This window comes from Pseudoalteromonas sp. S327, assembly GCF_005886415.1.
GTDB classification, from domain to species: Bacteria; Pseudomonadota; Gammaproteobacteria; order Enterobacterales; family Alteromonadaceae; genus Pseudoalteromonas; species Pseudoalteromonas atlantica.
In genome coordinates this window covers 19,308-37,141 of the sequence record NZ_PNDP01000032.1, presented here as the reverse complement: position 1 = coordinate 37,141, position 17,834 = coordinate 19,308, and the positions used below count along the sequence as shown (strand labels likewise).

Sequence of the window (17,834 nt, the reverse complement as noted above, 5' to 3'; positions counted from 1 at the left end):
GTGCATTATTGTGCGATTGTAAACAGCAAACTAATTTAGTATCTGTTCAAGTAAGGTATTAGGTTAAAGTAGATTAGATGAGTAAATTTAAATTGAAAAAACTAAAGGGAGATAAAGCAGGAACAAAAGGAAAAGAATGGGGCGATTGACGGGGCTTGAACCCGCGACAACCGGAATCACAATCCGGGGCTCTACCAACTGAGCTACAACCGCCACTACACACCTCGTTTGGTGTGGCGCGCATAATACATAATATTATAAATGTTGTGAAGCCTAAAATTAAAAAAAATCAAAAAAAATAAATATTTCATAAAATTGCCTACTATCAGTAAAGGTTCATAAAGAGTGTGTAGCGTAATAGCGCTGACAATAAAAACTATTTTGTAGTGATAATTTACTATTTGATGAGAATAAAATGTAAATTAATGTATACTCACTTGCGAGAAATTGCTTAATAAAAACTATTTGGAGTTACTATGGATTCAATACTTACTTGGCTAAACGAAAACTCAGGCCTAATTTTACACTACGGTATTCAAGCAGTTATTGCGCTTGTTATCTTTTTACTTGGTAGCCGTATTGCCAAGTTTTGTGCAGGTTTAACAGAAAAAGCATTCGATAAAAAGAAAGTTGATAAAGCTGTAGGCTCATTTGTATCGAGTATAGTTTATGCTATCGTATTTGCTGCCACTATTTTAATGGCACTTTCGCAAATCGGTATAGAAACAACCTCGTTTATTGCTATTTTAGGTGCGGCTGGCCTAGCTGTTGGTTTAGCACTGCAAGGTTCGCTGTCTAACTTTGCATCTGGCGTACTTATTATATTACTTCGTCCATTTAAATCAGGTGAGTTTGTTGAAGCTGGCGGTAAAATGGGCACAGTTAAAAAAATTGAAATATTCTCTACAGAGCTTCGCACCCCAGATAACAAAGTAATTATCGTACCAAATTCACAAATTATGTCGGGTGCTATTACTAACTTCTCGCGTGAGTCTACTCGCCGTATCGATTTAGTAATTGGTGTAAGTTACGAAGCCGACTTACGAAAAACAAAAGAAGTATTACAGTCAGTACTTGACGCAGAGACTCGTTTACTTAAAGATCCAGCATATACTGTTGCAGTTTCTGAACTTGCAGACTCAAGCGTAAACTTTATTGTCCGTCCTTGGGTAAACTCAGGTGATTACTGGCCGACTTACTGGTCATTATTAGAGAACATAAAAATTGCATTAGATGATGCAGATATTGCAATTCCATATCCGCAAATGGATGTACATTTACACAAGCAAGACTAATTCAAAGTACTAAATAGGTTATTTTTAATGAAATTAAAGCTTTTAACACTTTTAGTTGCAGCCTCTGCTGCAACTAACGCATTCGCTGAAGACGCAGAGAAAAAAACGTGGGAAGTAACAAGTGAGCTTGGTGCTATCGTCACGAGCGGTAACACTGAAACTACAACGTTAAAAGGCGGTTTAAAGGTATTACACCACCTAGAAAACTGGAATAACGAGTACAAAATCGACGGCATCTATAAAGAAGATGAAGTAGAAGATGACAACGGCGATAAAGACAAACAGCGCACCAACGAAAAGTACTCTGCATCTGCGCAAGGTAATTACAAATTAAATGAAAAGAATTCTCATTTATTCATTTATGGTTCACACGTTTCAGACTACTTTGGCGCGTATAGAACTGAATCTGTAATTTCTGCGGGTTACGGCTTACGTTTAATTGACCAACCAGATATGTGGTTAAATGCAGAGTTTGGTCCGGGTTACAAATTTTTTGAATACTCAGACGACAGCACGCAAGTTGATGACGACGGTAACCTACTTGCAGGCGAAAGCGACAGTGAAATAATTGCTTTAGGTAAACTTGATTACAACTGGCAGATTTCAGACAGTGCACGTTTTACTCAACTTGTATCAGTTGAGTACGGTGACTCAAACACCAAAACGCGTTCAGAAACTGCATTGCTAGCAAAAATAAATGGCTCGCTGCAAATGAAAGTCGCTTTTAATGTTACCAACAACTCAGATGTTGCTGATGACGAAGAAAGCACAGATACAGAGACGTCATTAACGTTAGTGTATAGTTTTTAACCAAATAAACATATTTAATGACAGTTAGCTGACAAAAGGGACGAAAGTCCCTTTTTTATTTGAAACTATTAATGTAGTTAGAGCAGAACAGTTATAGATTAAATTACGCTTTGTTGCAAGTGGGTGTGGACATGGGGCAAGAAAGTGTTACTTGTACATATGTAAACTATTAAAGTAATAGAAGTGAGTTAGCGAACAAACTAAGCGTAAAATGACTATTTCGATTGAATTCGCACAAGTGACTAAATGGAAATCCAAAAATAAGCCCCCTATCACTCCACGTTTTCACTTGCACACAAACTTATTTACTGGTTGAAAGCTAAATAAAGTTAAACAATATTGATACCCAATATGGTTAATATTAATAGCTAGCTTCTTAGTCCACTGCGCTTCTATTTAAAAGCAAATAATGTATTATAGCTGAAATTTTCGGTCGTCGATTAGGGATATATACACTCGTGAAAGCTTTGAAATATTACGTAAGTTTTTTATTTTTAGTTTTTAGCGTTAATTTATTAGCGTTTACACCAACAGCAGCTCAGCTTGAACAGTTTAAAAATTTACCACGTGCTCAGCAAGAGGCTTTAGCTAAGCAGTACGGTGTAGATATTTCAGCTATTACAGGTGATGGGCAAACCTCGAAAGCAAGTAACTCACCTCAACCAATATCTATTGGAGAACGTTTTGACGAGAAAGAGAAAACCTTAACCGATGAAGAGCGGTTTAAGCCTAAAGTCGAGGAACTGAAACCGTTTGGATATGAACTTTTTGCTGGTGAACCAACTACTTTTATGCCAAGTGAAAATGCTTCAATCCCAGATAGTTATACTATTGGCACTGGCGATGAACTAAAAATTAGCTTTTATGGGAAAGAGAGTAACAGCTTTGATGTAACTGTCGACAGAGAAGGACGCATTAGCATACCTAATCTCAGTCCTGTAGAAGTCGCAGGCCTTACTTTCGCTGAAGTAAAAGAATTAATTAAATTAAAGGTAGACCAAGAGGTTATTGGAGTTAAGGCATTTGTATCATTAGGGCAGCTACGCAGCATGCGTATCCTTGTTTTAGGTGAAGCTTATAAACCCGGTAGTTATAGTGTTTCATCATTAACTACAGTGTCGCATGCTTTGTTCGTTAGTGGTGGGGTATCAGATATAGCTTCACTTCGCAATATACAAGTAAAGCGCTCTGGTCAGGTTATTACTAACTTCGATCTCTATGATTTACTCATCGAAGGCGACAGTAGTAACGATATAGTATTAAAATCAGGCGATGTTGTCTTTGTTCCTCCCGTAGGAAAACAAGTAACTGTTGAGGGGTTAGTAAAGCGCCCAGCAATATTTGAGCTAAAAGCGGGCGAAACAGCAAAGCAATTACTCGCTATGGCAGGTGGGCTTAAACCAGGAGCATATGCTAAAAATGCAGTTGTAGAGCGCTTTAACGCTGAACGAAAAGAAATTCTTTCTATTGATTTTACAAAATCTCAAGTTAACTATACCCCTCAAGATGGCGATCGTTTACGTTTTAATTCAATAAGTGAACAATATTTAAACTCTATTAGTTTAATTGGTGCTGTGGCACGCCCTGGGAGTTATGAATGGCAACCAGGCAAGCGAATTTCTGATGTTTTAAAGTCTGTACGTGGCGACCTACTTCCACAAGCTGATCTAAGCTATGGCCTGGTTATTCGTGAAATAAATATTAATGGTGACATAGAAATTCATCAATTTGATGTAGCGCAAGCAATAGTCAAAAATAAGAAAAACGACTTAAAGCTGCAAGCAAACGATAAAGTTATTATCTTTAGCCGATTCGAAGAGAAAGAAGTTGAGCAAGTGGCATTAGCTAATATGGCTTTAAGTGAAAAGCAGCGCATTCAGCAACTTAAAACTCAGCAATGGCAAAAATTTCAACAAAAAGAATTTGAAAAGTACATCGGTATAAACGAAAAGGAACAAGAGTTAATAACTGATAATGATCAAATATTAACAATAGCAGAATATACTGAGCGTAAAAAAGAGGAAGAGCAAAGCTTAAAACCTGAAGATTACGCAACATTTAGTCGTTTTAATCTTTTAGAACCAATTATTGCAAAGCTACGAAAGCAAGCCTCTTTTAGCCAAAACATGCAGTTAGTTGAAATCTCAGGGCATGTAACCTACCCAGGAATTTACCCGTTGTCAGTAGGTGGAAAAGTGAGCGACTTAATTGCTGCTGCAGGAGGTTTGTTAGAGTCGGCTTACGTAAAGCAAGCAGAAATTACACGTATAGCGGGATCAGATATCTCTGAGGTTGAACACATACAATTTGACTTGCAAAGTGTCGTTAGTGGCGATAATCGCGACAATGTAACGCTAAAAAGTAAGGATAGTTTAAATATATTCCCTATTCCAAATTGGCAAGAAAATGTAAAAGTTGAGTTAAAAGGGGAGGTTAAATTTCCTGGGGAATATACCATAAGACGAGGCGAGACTTTAAATGACTTACTAAAAAGAGCGGGTGGCTTTTCACAATTTGCTGAGCAAAGTGCCGCTGTTTTCACTCGTAAGTCTATAAAAAAGCAGGAGCAAGAGCAATTAGCTCGTTTATCTACAGAGTTACGTCGCGATATAGCCTCAAAGAGCTTCCAAAGTTCTATAACCAGCAATTCTTTATCGTACGACGAAATGAATAATCTACTTGATGATTTAGCCAATGTTAAAGCGATAGGGCGCTTAGTCATTAATTTACCATTAATAGTACAAAATAAACAAAAGCTAGTTTTACAAGATGGAGACATGTTGTTTGTCCCTAGTAAGCGTGATTCTATAAGTGTAATAGGGGAAGTTAACTACTCAACATCGCACTTGTATGAAAGAGGCGTATCAATTGAAGATTACATAAATAAAAGTGGTGGCCTAAAATCCAGAGCAGCGGATGATCGTATTTATATAATAAAAGCCAATGGCTCAGTTAAAGTGCCTAACAAAAGTAGCTGGTTTGCAGCGAATGAAGCAACGATGCTAGAGCCTGGTGATACTATAGTAGTGCCATTAAATGCAGAGCATATGGATAAACTAACTCTGTGGAGTAAAGCGACTCAAGTTTTATATCAATTAGGTGTCGCAGTTGCTGCTTTAAGTGCGCTTTAATTAGGGACAAATGTTCATAAAAAGTTACGAATAAAATAGTAATTAAAAGTCTTAACATTCAAAAGGTTGAACATTATTCAACCTTTTTTTTATGCTTTGCAACACATTTTTATTAATAAACCCTTGAATTTAGTAACCTAAGTTATCATAATTACCACACCTCGAACTGATACTTCTTTTTGAGGAGTATCGGATGAGTTTAAGAATATTTATGTTAACTAGCTTTAGTTAGCAAAAACAGTTTTAAAACTAACGTGCTAATACAGGCACATTTAAAGGTCAAGGAGATAAAAATGAAGCGTTTTACTAAACTCGCTCTAATCCCTGCAGCAGTAACAGCTGTGTTAGCAGGTAATGCATATGCTGGTACGGAAGCATGTTTTGAAATTTACAAAACTGGTGATAATGCTGGCGTTTCAGCGTTTGATCAAAAGTATACTGGCGCAGCTTGTGAAATTACACGTTCTGGTGCTGGTGAAACTACTTTAGCACCTATCGATGAAACAAAAATTGCATACGAGCTAACTGGTAACTTACCAATCGATTTTGATGATATCGATGGCGATGATATTACAGTAAATGATGCAGGTCGCGACCAGCAAATCGTTTACATTCCAACTACTGATATCCCAGGTGGTACTAAGCTTAAGTTTAAATTAACGGGTGCTGTGTTCGACGGTAACGCAAACCAAATCCACCTAGTTAAGCACACTGATGAAGACGGTGCTGCTCGAATAGAAGCTGTAGCTTCTTCAGATGGTCAAGTTGATGGTGAGTCTGAAATTACTTTCATCACTAAAGCTGGTATTACTATCGGTGCGGGTACGCGTTTAGCGTTCTCTCGTGTTTCTACTGGTGAAGACGATGGTACTTTAGGAAGCGAAGTAGATCCTGTAGGTATCCTAATTGCTAATGATGAGTGTACAACTGCTGATGTTTCGGCATCTGTAAGCTTGAAAGCGCTTGAAGCTGTTACAGATGGTGGTAATGGTTACAGCATTCTTGGTGCAATTTCTCCAAACACTAAAATTGCAGACATTTCTGCGCAGTTTTACGCTTTCCAAGACGTTGTGACAGCTGAAGCTGATGTAAATGCAGAAAGCACTAACTCATTAGGTCAAGCTATTACAGCGCGTACTGAATTCGTGTTTGATCCAACAGCTGCAAATCAATTAGTAGCTCGTCAGACTCAAGTTGTTTACAAATCAGCTTTCTACGATCGTGAAGCACTTTTAGACCGTAGTATTGATCTTCAGGTTGATGATTACTTAGAAACCTCATTCGTTGCTTCAGGTGCTCCTGGCGCATCTGTACGTATGGGCGCTTTCAATGCACGTTTAGACGCTGATAATGTTCCAAAAGATCAGTTTGAGCTTGATAACGGCGCTGTATGGGGTACCTTTGGTTTAACTAAAGCTGCTGCTCGCGTATACGACACTCAAGCTATAGATGTGTTTACTCCAGCATGGGATAACGGTACAGCTGAAGCTAACCCTCGCCCTGTTACTGATGAAACGCTTTATGGTGCAGCATATAACGAAGTTTTCTACGCAGTTTCAAATCTTCAAGCTGACGGCGTAATGAACTTTAACTATGCTGTTGATACTAACTACACACTAGACTTTGACGATGCTAACTACATTGACCACTGTGAGATGACTGTTCGTTCACACGAAATCGGTGTTAACGGTGCAGTACTTAAAGTACCATACGCTGTAAACGGCGAAGGTAACTTTGTACGTGTAACAAACGAGCATGACGAAGCAGCAGAAGTAACTGTAGACGTATTTGGTGAGTCAGCTGACGGTACTACTAACAACCGTAAAGTAACAGCTGTTAAACTTGGTACTGTTGCTGCTCAGTCTTCAGTAGTTTACTTTGTTCCAGACCTAATCGAAGAAGCTGTTGAACAAGCAGGTTACACAGGCGCTGACGGCGGTTACGCTGCAGGTGACTTAGGTGCTAACGCTGCTGCTGGTACTAAGCGTCATTCACTTACTTTCACTGTAACAGCACCACGTGACACAGTTCACGGTGTATCTGTACAACGTGTAGTGGGTGGTTCTGACCGTGTAATGCCAGTACTTGACCGCAATGTATGGAGCCAGTAATAATTAATTAATTTAGTTATTTACTGATAAACCCTCGCTTAAGCGGGGGTTTTTTTTAATCAAAAGGAATATTAATGAAAAAGCTATTATTACTTTGTTTTGTTGTTATTTTATCAGGGTGTCAAAGCACACAAAACAATGAAAGTGAAGAGTTAAAAAAAGAGCTTGCGCAATTAAAGAAAGTGCAAAGACAAGTTGCTATTAAAGTAGGCTTAGGTGCGCTAGTTCGACCAGAAAAAATTGAATTATCTTCAGAAGCTATTTGGATTGGTAGTAAAGATGCTGAAGTAGTAATGATAGAGTTTACAGACTTACACTGTCCATATTGCAAAAAGTTTCAGCAAACAGTATGGCCAGAGTTAAAAGCTAAATATGTTGATACAAACAAATTAGCTGTTTCGGCACGTGAATTTCCGCTAGCAAGTTTACACCCTAAAGCACCCTACGCTGCAGTAACGTTGCGTTGTGCCAATGAACAGGATCAATACGAAAACGTAAAAGACCGTTTATTTGAACTTGGCAAGTCTATGGCTAAAGCCTCTTTAGATGAAATTGTAAAAGATTTTAACTTAGATCAAGAGCAGTTTGACGCTTGTTTGGCAAATACTGATGTTCATAATGTTGTTACCCGTTCGCTACAAGATGCTGCAGAACTGGGTCTATCTTCAACGCCAACCTTTATAATTGGTAAAAAAGAAGGTAATTACATTACTAATTACCAAATATTGACAGGTGCTGGAAGTTTAGAAAAGTTTGGTTCTGTAATAGATGAAGTAACAAAATCTAAATAGTGAATGTAGTTGCATTGCTTTTTAGCTGTGATAAATTTGGGGGCTAAATAAAAAGCCTCCTTTTTTATCTAAAAAACAAAACGTCATGGATTTGATTATGAAATACAAATTTAAAAGCTCCGGTTTTACACTCGTGGAACTGCTAATTGTTATGGTTATTTTAGGCCTTTTAGCTTCAATTGTTGCACCTCGCATGTTTAGTAAAGTGGATTCTGCCAGAGAAGGGACAGCGAAAGCGCAAATGCAAGTAATCGCGACTGCTCTTGACTCATATCGTCTTGATATTGGCTATTATCCCGACACCTTAAATGAGTTACTCCAAAGTACTAAAAGACAATGGGATGGACCATATTTCCCACAAAAAATACCACTAGATCCTTGGGGTAACGAATATAGCTATTCTGCCAGCTCAGAAGCTAATAGTGATATGTTTGTTTTAAAAAGCTTTGGGCGTGATGGCAAATTAGGTGGCGAGGGTGAAGACGCTGATGTGGAATACTAAAATAAAGGAATATGTAACCGCACACAATTTAATTGATGCAAATAGGCTGTCTCAAGCGCTTGAATACCAAAATGCAACATCAGAGAAGTTAGATGTTCTTTTATTAAATTCTGGTTGGATCGATGAAGATCAGCTAAGTACTATGTACGCTGATTTATTAAAGTGTGGTAGGTGGACTCAGCCACTGCAGCTAGATCAAGCAGATATAAAAGCGTTAGAGGCTGTCAATACAGACTTTCTACTCTCAGCACAGCTATTGCCACTAGAAATAAATAATAAAACGCTTAAGCTGGGGTTTGCTTCCCCACATAATATGGATGGCTTGGATTATCTAAGGTTTCTAGATTTTGAAATAGATTTTTTTGCTTTATCAAAAAAAGATTTTGAGCTGCTCAGCGAGCAATTTAAAGCGTTTTTCCAGCAGCAGCCCGATTTAATAGTTTCATCAGATAATGTAGCCGCACTTAAAGAGCTCGCGTTAGGGGCACCTACAGTTAATTTAGTGAATAGCCTTATAAATAAAGGTGTTAAGTTGGGTGCCTCTGATTTACATATAGAACCAGTGGACGGGCGATATCGTGCCCGTTATAGAATCGATGGCATTTTAAAAGAAGCTGATCCAATCCCACATAGTCTGCAGCTTGCCGTTATCTCTAGAATAAAAATCTTATCAGGTATGGATATAGCCGAAAAGCGCCGACCACAAGATGGCAAAATCGAAATGAAAGCAGGTTCTACAGACTTAGATATACGTTGCTCAACATTACCACTAGGGGTAGGTGAAAGTGTTGTAATGCGTTTTTTAATAAAAAATGCAGTAAAGTTTGACTTAGGTACTTTAGGTTACTCGGAAGATTTAATAGATTATATAAACCAAGATCTAAAGCGTACATCTGGTGTTATTTTAATGACAGGCCCTACAGGGTCAGGTAAAACAACTTCATTATATTCTTTTTTAAACCAGATAAATAAACCCGATATAAAAATTATCACCTTAGAGGATCCTATTGAGTACCAACTAGCCGGCGTAAACCAAGTGCAAGTAAATTCTGATATTGGATTTGATTTTTCTGCAGGTTTAAGAAGTATAGTACGCCAAGATCCTGATGTTATTATGGTTGGTGAAATCCGAGATAACGAAACAGCGAAAATTGCTTTGCAATCTGCATTAACAGGGCATTTAGTATTTAGTACTGTTCATACTAATGATGCGCCCTCAGCTTATACTCGTTTAATGGACTTAGGTATAGAAGAATACCTACTTAATGCGGGTTTAGTTTCAATCATGGCGCAGCGTCTTGCTAGGACTTTATGTAACCATTGTAAGAAACCGTTAGAGCAAGAAGAAAGCCAAGAACTTATTGCTAAATATACACTTAATAAGTTAGCTCCGTTACAAAACATTAAGTTACACCAAGCTGTAGGTTGCGATCATTGCGAGCATACTGGTTACTCGGGCCGTGTTGCTTTTTTAGAGTACCTTCCTTGTGATAGCGATATTAAAAAAATCCCTAAAGATGAAAAGCTTTTAGATCACCTTTATCAACTAATGGAAGACAAAAACCTGCGAAGCTTAAAGCAAGATGGTTTATTAAAAGCAATCCAAGGGACTACAACGGTTGAAGAAGTTATGAGGGTGGCAGGATGAGCCAACTATATAAGTATAAAGCTTACTCTCATAGCGGCGAAACTGTAAACGGAGAAATCTCTGCCGAAAATGAAAAAGAAGCGTTTTCTAAATTAAAACAAGATTACAAATTAGTTATTAAGGTAAATGCAACTTACCAAGCAAGGCAACGAAAAAGAATCACCTTAGCTGATCTGGAGCAATCGACAAATCAATTAGCAACGCTGCTTAAAAATGGACTTAAAATTGATAAAGCACTTTCTGTGCTTGTAAAGTCAAATCAAAAATCGGCAATCGGTTTGGTATGGTCCTCGGTACTTTCTGATATAAAACAAGGCGCTTTATTAAGCGATGCACTCGCAAAAAGGCCAGAGGCATTTTCTACTTTATTTGTAGAAATGGTTAAAATAGGAGAGAGTACAGGTAACTTGCCTCAAGTATTCAATAGGCTTAGCCAAAACCTTTTGTTTCAAAATGCGCTGCGCAATAAGGTAATTCAAGCAATAACATATCCCTTTTTTATACTTATAGTATGTATTACCGCTATTTGGGCTATTTTTAACTTTGTTATACCTAGCATGTCATCAATGTTTGATTCCGTCGATGATGTTCCTACTTACACGCAAGTACTTATTGACGCATCACAATGGATACAGAATTATCAGCTTCATTTACTAGTATGCATTTTAGCAGTGATATCGGGCCTTATTTTTGCCTTTCAAAATCATGAGTTTAAAATAAAAATGATACAGGCAACAGTAAACTTGCCTTTAATACGCACTATAATTAAGCAATCAGATCGAATACGCTTTGCCACATCATTGCAGTTGACATTAGAAAGTGGCGTAAGTTTATCTTCGGGGTTGCAGCTAGCCAGTGAAACCGTAATAAATCCTAAATTAAAGAAAAGCTTAAAAAATATTGTATTATCAGTATCTGCTGGCGGCGTATTAAGTGACGAGTTAGCTAAATTAACGTTATTTGATGATATTGGTATTTCGCTAATTTCCGTGGGTGAAGAAAGTGGCACGCTTACAAGCTCATTCACCGAAATAGCTCAACGCTCAAGATTAAGTTTTGAGCAATGGCTTGTTAAATTTACAGCTATGCTAGAACCATTACTGATTTTAGTAATGGGTGGAGTAGTAGGTTCTGTGGTTATCACCATGTTGCTTAGTATTGTATCGATAAACGATGTCTCATTCTAAATATAAAGGGTTTACATTAATAGAGCTCCTTATCGTATTGGTGCTGATTGGGTTAGCAACATCGTTTGTTCTACCAAATATGTGGAAACAATTTGATCAAGCTAAACTCTATAGCGAAAAAAAACAGCTCTATTCAATTATAACTTTTGCTAAAGAGTACAGTGTTTATAAGGGCGGTTCATTAAAGTTAGTTTTAAACGAAAATACATTAAGAGTTTACGAACAAAAAATACCGCAATCTGATGCAGGAATGAATGAAATCAAAGATGAAACGAAAAATCTTGATGATGAACAAAATTTACAAGATGAAAATAAAGACGCTGAGAATCTAGAGCGGTTAATTAAAAAAATTGAATTTAATAAATTAACATTACAAGATAAGTCTTTTATTTTTGATGCACAAAGCTACTTCAATAAAGTAGTAATAACGATTGGCATAAATGGAACTCAAAAGAGAGAAAAAATTGAGATATAGCAAGGGAATGACGCTTATAGAGGTATTAATTGCTTCTATTATCTTATTTATAGCTGTTAGCGCAATTAGTTTTGTATCTCGAGCGTCAATGCTACATGAGCAAAAGCTAAAAAATAATATATCTCGGGGTTTACTTGCCGAATATATAAAAGATTTTGTGAGTTACAAATATCAATATGAAAATATAACGCAAGGTAGTTATAAGATAGGCACTAATGAATATAAATGGCATGTAGAGGTGATTGAATCAAAGCCTGTAGTGCGTTTTATTTCCTCCGAAACGACACAGGATACTGACAAAAAAGAGGATAATTTAGAACTGTACGAAGTAACTGTTAGTCAGAAAAGCCAAGAAAAGACAATATTGAGATTTAAAGATGTATATTGGAAGCAATAAAGGGAGGCAGTTGGCTTTTACGTTAATCGAAGTACTCGTCGCAATGGTAATATTTTCTCTAGTTATGAGTATATCAGTTACAAGTTATCGCTTTTCTGTTAGTGAGCTAACCAAATCAGAAAAGAATTACCAAATTAAAAAATTGTCCACAATTAAATTAATTAATAACCAAATCCACTCGCTTATTCCATTTATTTTTAGGACTGAGCTTGCGGAACAGGTTCCTTTTTTTCATGGTAATGCTTATGGCTTTTCATTTATCACCGATACCCCTATACAAGTTAATTCTCCTTTGGCTGTGGCGTCGTTAAAAGTGATTGACGATACGGTGCAATATTGTGAGATAGAATATGGTATGTTCTTACTAGAAGATATAGAGCTTATAAATAACACGTGCAGTACTCCGATTAATTATTTGTCAGGTAAAGGCTTATCAATTAGCTACTTTGGCTGGAAAAATAGCTTTGAATTAAGCAATTTTTATTCTGAATATTTAAATGTAACAGTAAAGCCAAAGCCATCATGGAGTACTTCATTCTCAGCTTTTAAAAGAAAGCTAATGCCACTATATATTAGATTTTCCATAGAGGGCCAGTCAGATATCCTTATTAAAGTACCTCAATTGACTTCTTTTGAGTTAGGGGCAAGCAATGCTTTCGAAGGTTAAAACGAACCGAGGAGTCGCATTAATTGTTGTTTTAATGATTACGGCTGTAATGGCGGTTATCATGCTGTATATGTCTGGCCAAGGACAAAATAATGCCCGCTTGGCTGGTATGGTGAAGCAAAATACAGATGCATATTTAAATCTAGAAACCGCTCAAGCAGAAATTATTTACAGTTACATGACAAGTAACTTTAATATTTTAGGTCCTAGAGCTGATTACTTAGGAAAGCCCATTAAAAATGATTTTACTAAAAGCTTTACAGGTGAAGCTAAAGAGCTAGGAGAGTACAGTGTTTCGGTACAAGATATAAGTGGGTTAGTCTCTCTAGTGCCATTTAATAAAAAAGATTTTAACCGCTTATTGGCCTTGCAAGGCGTGGGAGAGACAGAGCTTTTAAAAATTCAAGATAGGCTTGATGATTGGCAGGACCAGGATAACTTCAGACATTTAGAGGGGGCTGAAAAAGGCGATTACTCCCAACCTGAGCTTCCTAAAAATGGAGTTATTCAAACAACGAAAGAACTGATGTATGTTTTAGACAACGAAGCTTTATATGAACAAATACAACCTTATATTACAATGTATGGGGGAGACTACATAGTTCGACAATTTACGCCTAAATCTTTATACTCCGCACTAGGAATTTCTGAACAGGGAGCGCAAAGTACATCAGAAGGGGATATAAGTTATCCTAGCGGACGTTTCCTCATTAAAATTTCTTCAAATAACAATATTTCAATAACAAAAAAGTTTATTTTATTACGGGGACAGGAATCCTTCCGTCCATACTCCATAACAGATGAAGAGTTGATTTTTAGATAATGAACAACTTATTAAAAAAGTTAGGTTCACCCTCTGCTTTTTGCCACTACAAGTACCATCTGACAGCAGAGTGTATTGTATCGCAAACCATATTAAGTAAACCCAAGCTGAGATTAATGACAGCTTGCTTTTTGGATCGTAACCTTTTCTGGGCGACAACACGGACTTATGAGAACACCTCAATAACTGAACTAAAAAGTATAATTCAAGCTGAAAAGTTGCAATTACCACCTATGGATGGAGATTTTTATTGGTCAATAGAAGCTCTGCAGAGTAATCAATTTACAGTATCATATTTTGTTGTACCTAAAGATGTTTTGAGCAAGGTTCCGTCAGATTGCCAATTAATAGTCCCTCTATATTCTGATACTGCCGAAACAGAAGCACAGCCTTTACTGATAAAGCATAACGTAGAAAAGGTTGACTTGTCAGGCCACGTAAGTAGGTTAAGCTGGTTAAGCGTATTGGGTTTATTTGGCTTAAATAATAGAGCTGTAAGTAAGTTCGAAAAGCTTTCCAATCGAAACCTGCTAATAGCAATAATATCATTATTAAGTGCAACAGCTATTTTGATGAGTGCATACCTAATATTAGCTACTAATTATTACGCTGATAAAAAGCTGCAAAATGAAGCGGCAGTAACAAAGGTGTTGTCTGGGCGTCAAGAAACTAATCAGGAATTAACTTTAGCGTCGGGTTTAATCGAATTTTTAGCGACTAATCCAAATGTGCTTGATAAGTTGAGCCAAATAAAACTAGAAGACGATAATGTATTTATAGAGCGAGTTAAAGTGATCCCTACCGGAGTTGAGCTATTTGGAACAACAGAGAACTCCGCAACAAAAATACTTGAGCAAATAATTAGTGCTGAATCTGTCAAAGAGGCTAAATTTTCGCGAGCGGTTACAAAAAACAAACAAGGTTTGGAAACGTTTACTATTGAGGTGACATGGAAGTGAATGCATCATCTATATCTATAAAAAAGTGGGGCGGTATATCTATAGCGTTGCTTTTAAGTTTTGAATTTTTGGTTTTCCCTTGGCTAGATTGGTTAGATTCGAGTAAAAATGAGCTAAAAAGTTTAGAGAAAATAGTAGTGAAGCAGGAGAGCTTGCTAGCTTCAGATAAGCAGGTGCAAAATAATTCCGAGTCGATCGCAGCTAACTTAAGTGATTTCTCACAGCTGCCTACTTTAGATAAAAATCAGGACCCTGCATTATTATGGCTTCAGGTCATTGATGCGGCTGTAGAGCGGTATGAGTTGAGTATTAATAACAAAGCCCCTTTTCGAGAAGTAAAAATCAACGATGCATACTCTGTTTATGCAGGTAGACTCAACGTATCAGGCAGTTATAACGAGGTTCTAAATTTACTTTATGAACTCGAAAACGTTAAGAAAGGTAATCGTGTCAGGCAAGTTTCTTTCTCGCGCACAAAAGCGACTCCTGATAAAGTGACTGCAAATATAGAGTTTGTGCGGGTATTTAAAAGATCATGAGAAATATACTAATACTTTTATGCGTATGTATTGCGATAATTATATGGGTAAGCGATTTTTTGTTACCCGGAAATCAAAGTCATCAAAAAAAAGCGCCCGCTTCGGTAAAATTAAATGTAAGTAGAGTAGCACAAACTCAATTCGATATAGAGCAATTGGCGAGCACCTTAGGCGTTGATTACACAGAAATAGGTAAAGACAGCAACGAGGACGATGATAAAGGTCCCGATATTATAGATGCTACGCTTTCATTAGTGTCTGTTTACACCAGCGGTGAGATTGCTAATGCGAGGATAAGGATAAATAGTCCTGATGGAGAGGAATTAATTAACCTCTCTAAAGGAGATAAGTATGAATCGATGGAGCTACAAGAAGTTTTAGCAGCAGCGGTTGAATTAGCTAACAATGGTGAACAAGTTTTACTGAAAATGTACAAACCTGAGATTGTCAGTATTACAAAAACAAATGGTGTTGAGGAAGTAACAAAATGATTGATAAACCATTAAAAGGATCTCTTTTAGTTTTAGTCGCATTAGCAGTATCTGGTTGTACAACAACAAGTAAATTACGAGATAACGATTTAGCAGTAGATAGATCAATACTAAAAACAACAGGTATTAAACAAACACAAGAGCAGATAGCTAAAGAGCAAGCTAAAACGCAGGCTGAATTTAGTTCATTAAAAGTTCAAGATTTAGGTGGCATAACGCGTTTAGAAGAAGAAGCTAAAAAAGCGCCTAAACTAACCGGAGAGCCGATTACTTTTTCTGCAGATGAAGTGTCTATAAAAGAGTTTACAAGCCGTGTATTTGACGACCTTTTAGATATTAACTACGTGGTTGCGCCGAAATTGGCGGCATCAGGTGAAAAAATAACATTAAATATATCGAGCCCTATATCACGAGCTGCATTTTATGAGGTTGTGATAAGAACACTCGAAGAAAGTGCAATAAGGACATTAAGAAAAGATAATATTTTATATCTTTCTAAAGCAACGTCTTCAGATAAAAAGAATTCAATAGCAATTGGTATAGGGAATAATACCGCGGATATCCCTGACATATCGGGTGCTATCACACAGATTGTGCCTTATGTTTATAGTAGTAGCCGAAACATTACTAGCATAATGAAAAAGCTATCCACAGCCCAAGTTACTGTTAATTCATTACAAAAGTTAATTATTTTAGAAGGCGAGCGAGCTGAAATTTTACGCGCTATGAAAATAATTAATATGCTAGATGTACCTCGTGCATATGGTCGACAGATTAGGCTGATAGAATTTGCTAATATTTCGCCTATTGAAGGGATAGAACAAATTGAAAAGCTGTTAATCGAAGATGGAATGCAAGTGTCAAAAGAGGGCGATGCCTCGTTTGTTCCTATTCCTCGTATTAACGCATTTGTAGCGTATGCGGCGAGTGAAAAAATAATCGACAGAATTACATTTTGGGCAAATAAAATAGATGTGCCAATCGCGGGTGATGAAAGGCAGTACTTTGTCTACAAACCAAAGTTTGCTAAAGCTGATGAAATGCTAGAGTCGATAAATGGGTTATTGTCAGGGCAAACACCTACACAAAGGCCTAAAGGTGAAGGCAACAGTAATAAATCTAGTGGTACTACCGGTACTATGCGTTATAGCCTAGATAAGCAGCAAAATGCGCTGATCTTTTATGCAACAAACGATGAATACCGCTTAGTTGAATCGTTAATGCAAAAAATGGATGTACTACCCGGACAAGTGATTCTTGATGTGACTATTTTGGAAGTAACACTCGGTGATAGTATGTCATCTGGTATAGACTGGTTTTATGAAAATTCAAATTCTAATGAATCGCTTTCTGCTAGTAATGCAACTCTTTCTAGTTCCGGAAGTATTGCTGGGGCGGTGTTAAGTGGTAACTGGCAAGCAACCTTCAACTGGAAGGACAGCGTGAGCGATGCCCGTGTTATATCAAGACCATACTTAATAGTAAGAGACGGTGAGTCAGCAACGATTACCTCTGGTGATCAAGTGCCTATTATTACGCAAACAGTAGAAAGCCTGGGTAACAACAGTGCAGTATCTAACTCTGTGCAATATCGCTCTACAGGTGTAAATGTGTCTATCTCACCCATTATTAACTCTCAAGGTGTAATTACATTGAGTGTTTCAATGTCGGTGAGTGATGCAAACCCAAATGAACTTGGGGGGAGTTCATCACCTACAATCACAAACCGTGCGATCACTTCTGAAATTTTATCAGCAGATGGCCAAACAGTAGCGTTAGGTGGCTTAATTCAAGAAAAGAAAAATAAGTATAACAATGGTGTACCGTTATTAAGCACAATCCCAATTATAGGTAACTTGTTTAAAAGCAATGTAGATTCACTGGACCGCACTGAGCTAGTTATGTTAATTACCACAAAAGTTGTAAACGAGAGCTTTGAAGTGGATGAATTCAGTGAAGCTATGGCCGAGCTATACAGCGCACCAATTACAATTAAATGAGTAAATGA

General features: G+C 37.2%; 16 protein-coding genes and 1 tRNA gene. 16 read left to right on the top strand and 1 reads right to left on the bottom strand.

Translation table 11 applies throughout. From position 1 onward, the window contains the following. Positions 1-137 precede the first annotated feature (137 nt). Positions 138-213: transfer RNA gene (locus CWB60_RS09885), tRNA-His, on the bottom strand. Between the two features lie 263 nt (positions 214-476). On the opposite strand from CWB60_RS09885, the gene CWB60_RS09880 reads away from it, so the two are divergent. The 16 genes from CWB60_RS09880 to CWB60_RS09805 all read left to right on the top strand — a co-directional run bounded on the left by CWB60_RS09880 (position 477) and on the right by CWB60_RS09805 (position 17,826). Beyond that, on the top strand, positions 477-1,295 hold the full coding sequence (locus CWB60_RS09880) for a mechanosensitive ion channel family protein (protein WP_138577041.1): 819 nt from the start codon (positions 477-479) through the stop codon (positions 1,293-1,295). 27 nt (positions 1,296-1,322) lie between these two features. Then, the gene (locus CWB60_RS09875) at positions 1,323-2,105 is read left to right on the top strand and encodes a DUF481 domain-containing protein (protein WP_004585785.1); all 783 of its coding nucleotides are present in this window, start codon (positions 1,323-1,325) and stop codon (positions 2,103-2,105) included. 458 nt (positions 2,106-2,563) lie between these two features. Then, on the top strand, positions 2,564-5,236 hold the full coding sequence (locus CWB60_RS09870; RefSeq protein WP_138577043.1) for an SLBB domain-containing protein: 2,673 nt from the start codon (positions 2,564-2,566) through the stop codon (positions 5,234-5,236). A gap of 293 nt (positions 5,237-5,529) precedes the next feature. Further along, complete coding sequence (locus CWB60_RS09865) at positions 5,530-7,347, top strand: hypothetical protein (RefSeq protein WP_138577045.1); 1,818 nt, start codon at positions 5,530-5,532, stop codon at positions 7,345-7,347. Between the two features lie 74 nt (positions 7,348-7,421). After that, on the top strand, positions 7,422-8,138 hold the full coding sequence (locus CWB60_RS09860) for a DsbA family protein (protein ID WP_138577047.1): 717 nt from the start codon (positions 7,422-7,424) through the stop codon (positions 8,136-8,138). A 97-nt stretch (positions 8,139-8,235) separates the two neighbouring features. Continuing rightward, a complete protein-coding gene (gene gspG / locus CWB60_RS09855; RefSeq protein WP_055016685.1) occupies positions 8,236-8,640 on the top strand; it encodes a type II secretion system major pseudopilin GspG in 405 nt (134 codons plus the stop codon). After that, complete coding sequence (locus tag CWB60_RS09850; RefSeq protein ID WP_248443211.1) at positions 8,615-10,288, top strand: GspE/PulE family protein; 1,674 nt, start codon at positions 8,615-8,617, stop codon at positions 10,286-10,288. Before gspG ends, CWB60_RS09850 begins: the two co-directional genes overlap by 26 nt. Continuing rightward, a complete protein-coding gene (locus CWB60_RS09845; RefSeq protein ID WP_138577049.1) occupies positions 10,285-11,475 on the top strand; it encodes a type II secretion system F family protein in 1,191 nt (396 codons plus the stop codon). The genes CWB60_RS09850 and CWB60_RS09845 overlap by 4 nt, the downstream gene beginning before the upstream one ends. Continuing rightward, positions 11,462-11,950, top strand: coding sequence for a prepilin-type N-terminal cleavage/methylation domain-containing protein (locus CWB60_RS09840; RefSeq protein ID WP_138577051.1), 489 nt, complete (start codon positions 11,462-11,464; stop codon positions 11,948-11,950). Before CWB60_RS09845 ends, CWB60_RS09840 begins: the two co-directional genes overlap by 14 nt. Next, on the top strand, positions 11,916-12,347 hold the full coding sequence (locus CWB60_RS09835) for a type IV pilus modification PilV family protein (RefSeq protein WP_138577053.1): 432 nt from the start codon (positions 11,916-11,918) through the stop codon (positions 12,345-12,347). Before CWB60_RS09840 ends, CWB60_RS09835 begins: the two co-directional genes overlap by 35 nt. Next, positions 12,328-13,014 carry a type II secretion system protein gene (locus CWB60_RS09830; RefSeq protein WP_138577055.1) on the top strand — a complete coding sequence of 229 codons (687 nt, stop codon included), beginning with the start codon at positions 12,328-12,330 and terminating at the stop codon, positions 13,012-13,014. The genes CWB60_RS09835 and CWB60_RS09830 overlap by 20 nt, the downstream gene beginning before the upstream one ends. Beyond that, the gene (locus CWB60_RS09825; protein ID WP_138577057.1) at positions 12,998-13,837 is read left to right on the top strand and encodes a type II secretion system minor pseudopilin; all 840 of its coding nucleotides are present in this window, start codon (positions 12,998-13,000) and stop codon (positions 13,835-13,837) included. The genes CWB60_RS09830 and CWB60_RS09825 overlap by 17 nt, the downstream gene beginning before the upstream one ends. Then, positions 13,837-14,796, top strand: coding sequence for a hypothetical protein (locus CWB60_RS09820; RefSeq protein ID WP_138577059.1), 960 nt, complete (start codon positions 13,837-13,839; stop codon positions 14,794-14,796). Before CWB60_RS09825 ends, CWB60_RS09820 begins: the two co-directional genes overlap by 1 nt. Beyond that, positions 14,787-15,335, top strand: a complete 549-nt coding sequence (locus CWB60_RS09815) for a hypothetical protein (protein WP_138628007.1) — start codon at positions 14,787-14,789, stop codon at positions 15,333-15,335. The genes CWB60_RS09820 and CWB60_RS09815 overlap by 10 nt, the downstream gene beginning before the upstream one ends. Beyond that, positions 15,332-15,826, top strand: coding sequence for a hypothetical protein (locus CWB60_RS09810; RefSeq protein ID WP_138577063.1), 495 nt, complete (start codon positions 15,332-15,334; stop codon positions 15,824-15,826). Before CWB60_RS09815 ends, CWB60_RS09810 begins: the two co-directional genes overlap by 4 nt. Then, positions 15,823-17,826 (top strand): secretin GspD/PilQ domain-containing protein, encoded by a 2,004-nt coding sequence (locus tag CWB60_RS09805; RefSeq protein WP_138577065.1) that lies wholly within the window; start codon positions 15,823-15,825, stop codon positions 17,824-17,826. The genes CWB60_RS09810 and CWB60_RS09805 overlap by 4 nt, the downstream gene beginning before the upstream one ends. Positions 17,827-17,834: the final 8 nt, after the last annotated feature.